Below are 2632 nucleotides of genomic sequence, written 5' to 3'. Positions count from 1 at the left end.
TCGTGATCTTCGACCCGGCCGGCGAGTACGGCAACCTCGTCGGCGCGCTCGGCGGCGCGAACGTCGAGCTCGCCCCGGGATGCTCGGCGGTGCTCAACCCCCTCGACACCGCCGACGTCGCGGACCGCGCCGACGCCGCCAAGCTCGCGTACAAGACCGACGCGGTGCTCGCGCTCTCGAGCGCGCTCATGGCCGAGGGCCGCGAGGGCCTGCCGGAGCGCGACCGCTCGATCATCGCCCGCTGCGTCGGCGAGGCGTACCGGGAGTGCGCGAGGGACGGCCGCCTGCCCACGCTCGGCGACTTCCACGCGGCGCTGCTCGCTCAGCCCGAGCCCGAGGCCGCCGACATCGCGCTGCGCTACGAGCGCTACGTGAAGGGCGCGTTCTCCTTCTTCAACGGCCAGAGCAACGTGGCGCTCGACAACCGCATCACCAACATCGACATGCACGGCCTCGGCCAGAACATGCGCGTGTTCGGCATGATCACGGCGCTCGAGATGGTGCGCAACCGCGTGATGGTAACGCCGCCGCGCCCCAACTACACCTGGCTCTACATCGACGAGGTGCAGAGCCTCTTCGCGCACCCGACGGTGGTCGAGTACTTCGCCCGCCTGTGGCGCGAGGGGCGCAAGTTCGGCCTCATCTGCACCGGCATCAGCCAGAACACGAGCCACATGCTGGCCAACGCCGAGGCCCGCGACATGGTGCTCAACTCCGAGTTCTTCCTGCTGCACAAGCAGTCCACCGCCGACCTCGACGCATGGGCGGAGATGCTCCAGCTCTCCGCCACGGAGCGCGGCTACATCGGCGACGCCGTCAAGCCCGGCGAGGGCCTGCTCATCAGCGCCGGGATCCGCGTGCCCATCACCGACGACTTCCCGAAAGGCCCGCTCTACGACCTGTGGAACACCAAGCCCGCAGAGGTCGCCGAGCGCGAGATGCGCCGGGCGGCGCGAGAGGCGGAGGAATAGGAATGGCCGGCCCGAGCGAGGGCGGCGGGATGCTCGAGGTGGTCGGGGCGCAGCGCCGCGACGTGCTCACCGCGGGCGACGTCGCGGAGACCGAGCGCGACGCCCTGGGAAACGTCTCGGAGGGCGCCGGCCCGCTCGACGAGGCGGGAGGCCCCGCCGCAACGGCGAAGGGGCGCCCTTCCAGGCCCGACGCGCCGGAAGGCGGGCTCGGGGACAAATTGTCCCAACCAGCCGGCGACCGGCGCGCGGCGGCCGCGATGCGCTCGCGCGTCGATGCGGCGAAGCTGGCGATCGCCCGGGAGGCCGTCTCCCAGCTCGACGACTCGGAGGAGCTCGAGGGCGCCTCGGGCATGTACGACGCGGGGCGTGCGGCCAAGAAGGCCGCGGGAAGGCTGCGGCAGAGGAAGGCGAAGAAAGCAGCCCAAGGCAGCCGCAAGGCGGCAACCGCGCTCGGCGCCCCAAAGGGAGGCGCGCGCGGCCCCGAGGCAGCCGGCGCGACCGCCCCGGCCAAGCACCAGGCGGCCCAGGCGGCCGCGCAGGCGTCGGGCGAGGCGGCCCGAGCCGCGGGGTCGAAGGGCGCCGCCTCCGCGATCGCGGGCGCGGTCTCGGGCGCAGCGCCCGCCCTGCTCGGGGCGGTGGCCGGCATCGTGGCCTTCGTCGCCTGCGCGCTCGCCGTCGCGCAGCTGCTGAGCGCGCTGTTCGGCTTCTGGGACGACGCGGCCTCCAAGCAGGGCCTCGAGGGGCTGCCGCCCTACATCACCTACGAGATGGTCGAGGCGGCGCTCGAGTGCCAGGAGGAGTACGGGCACCCGGCGGGCTGCACCATCGCGCAGATCATCCAGGAGTCCGGCCAGGGCGACCGCATGAGCCAGCTCGCAGAGCGCGACCACAACCTCTTCGGCATGAAGTGGTGGTCGGGCTACGCGGGCTGCCCCGAGGTGGCCGGCAAGGCGAACTGGGCCACCAGCGAGGAGTACGTGCCCGGCGAGCACACCCAGATCACGGCGAGCTTCATCCGCTTCACCGGCGACGCCGAGTGCATCCGCTTCCGCAGCAGGGTCTTCCTGCAGGCGGAGCGCTACTCGGGCAACGCCCTCATCCGGGAGGCGATCGAGAGGCACGACTCGGACAGGATGGCCGAGGGGCTCAAGGACGCCGGCTGGGCGACCGACTCGTCCTACGTCGAGTCCCTGAAGTCGATCATGGCGCAATGGGGCCTCTACCGGCTCGACTCCATGACGGTCGAGGACCTGAAGTACCCGGCCGCGAACGGGAACGCGATCGTCGAGGCGGCGTACAGCCAGCTCGGCGTGCCCTACGTGTGGGGAGGCTCGACCCCCGGCAAGGCGCTCGACTGCAGCGGGCTCACGCAGTACTGCTACGCGCAGGCGGGCATCCGCATAAGCCACTACACGGGTTCCCAGTACGAGGAGCTCAGGCGCATACCGCTCTCGGAGGCGAAGCCCGGCGACATCCTCTACCGCTCGGGCCACGTGGCCATCTACATCGGCGACGACAGGTACATACACGAGCCGCGAACGGGCGACGTGTGCCGCATAGCGAGCGGCATCGGCAGCTTCAGCTGCGCGCTCACCGCGAGATAGGAGAAACCAATGCAGGGAAAGTCAAGGGTCATGGCCGCCGTCGCGGCAGGCGCGCTC

The 2632-nt window shown here is 71.3% G+C and carries 2 protein-coding genes; both read left to right on the top strand.

Translation table 11 applies throughout. From position 1 onward, the window contains the following. Positions 1 to 971, top strand: a 971-nt coding sequence (locus FS885_RS09770; RefSeq protein WP_425458934.1) for a VirB4-like conjugal transfer ATPase, CD1110 family, incomplete at its 5' end; no start/stop codon positions are given. A 2-nt stretch (positions 972 to 973) separates the two neighbouring features. Then, entirely contained in the window at positions 974 to 2575 is a 1602-nt protein-coding gene (locus FS885_RS09765; protein ID WP_200831542.1) for an NlpC/P60 family protein, read from the top strand. Positions 2576 to 2632 lie beyond the last annotated feature (57 nt).

The organism is Enorma burkinafasonensis, from assembly GCF_902150035.1.
In the GTDB taxonomy this organism is placed as follows: domain Bacteria; phylum Actinomycetota; class Coriobacteriia; order Coriobacteriales; family Coriobacteriaceae; genus Enorma; species Enorma burkinafasonensis.
The sequence above is the reverse complement of the archived record's forward strand: the minus strand, read 5'-3'. Positions and strand labels throughout refer to the sequence as shown.